This is a genomic window from Methylobacterium sp. CCH5-D2 (genome assembly GCF_001556475.1).
Classification (GTDB): domain Bacteria; phylum Pseudomonadota; class Alphaproteobacteria; order Rhizobiales; family Beijerinckiaceae; genus Methylobacterium; species Methylobacterium hispanicum.
In genome coordinates this window covers 1-1,088 of record NZ_LSIX01000097.1, presented here as the reverse complement: position 1 = coordinate 1,088, position 1,088 = coordinate 1, and the positions used below count along the sequence as shown (strand labels likewise).

Here is a 1,088-nt window from a genome sequence, read left to right as displayed (position 1 = left end):
GTGCCGAGGCCCTGCGGGCCGGGCTCGCGGACGAGCTCCTGCGCTGGCCCGTGGTGCAGAGCGAGTGGCGCGCCACCCTCGCCGCGCTCGCGACGGGCGAGCCCTTCGCGCAGGGAGCCGCGGCAGTGGGAGCCGCGCAGGCCGCGCAGGCGCTGCCGCAATTCCCGGGCGCGCGGGTGCTCGTCGCCGACGACAGCGCGGTCAACCGCGAGGTCGCGGTCGAGGCGCTGGCGCGCTGCGGCGTCACCGCGGTCGTCGGCGTCGAGGACGGCGCGGCGGCGGTGCTCGCCCAGGCCGAGACGCCCTTCGACCTGATCCTGATGGACGGCAACATGCCGGTGCTCGACGGCTTCGCGGCCTCCCGCGCCATCCGCGCGCGCGAGGCCGCGGAGGGCCTCCCGCGCGTGGCGATCGTGGCGCTCACCGCCCACGTCGTCGGCGACGGCGCCGTGGCCTGGCGCGAGGCCGGCATGGACGGGGCGCTCGCCAAGCCCTTCACCCTGGCCCAGCTCGCCGCGCTGCTCGGCGGCATCCTGGCGCCCGGCACGCAGGGCGCGCCCGCGCGGGCCGCCCGCGACGGCGCCGCGGCCTCGGCCGCGCCCGACACGCCCCTCGACGCACAGCTCCTCGACGCGCAGGTCCTGCAGGGCCTGCGCGAGATGGGCGACGGCGCCTTCTTCGGGCGGGTGCTCGGCCTCTACACGCGCCAGGGTCCGGCGGCGCTGGAGGCGCTGGCGCAGGCTCTCGCCGCGGGCGATCCGCGGGCGGTGGCCAGCGCCGCGCACGGGCTCAAGTCGATGAGCGCCAACATCGGCGCGGCGGCGCTCGCGGCCGACCTCGGCGGGATCGAGCACGCGGCGCGCGAGGCGGGCGACCTGCCCCCGGCCGGGACGGCGGAGCGCGTCTCGGCGATCTTCGCGGCCACGCTCGAGGCGCTCGACCGCTACGCGGACAGCCTCGAGGCCGCACCGGCCGTGGCGCACCGGGCGGCGGGCTGAGGGCTCTGGTTTCCGGGATCCGGTCGAAGCGTCCGGTCCTTCGGATCCCGTACGAGACAACCGCCTCTCCCGGCGCGCGGGGAGAGGCGG

Annotated in this window: 1 protein-coding gene; it reads left to right on the top strand. The window is 78.7% G+C overall.

Annotation, left to right across the window (positions count from 1 at the left end; genetic code table 11):
- Window positions 1-998, top strand: a 998-nt coding sequence (locus AX737_RS02085) for a response regulator (RefSeq protein ID WP_156453481.1), incomplete at its 5' end; no start/stop codon positions are given.
- Window positions 999-1,088: the final 90 nt, after the last annotated feature.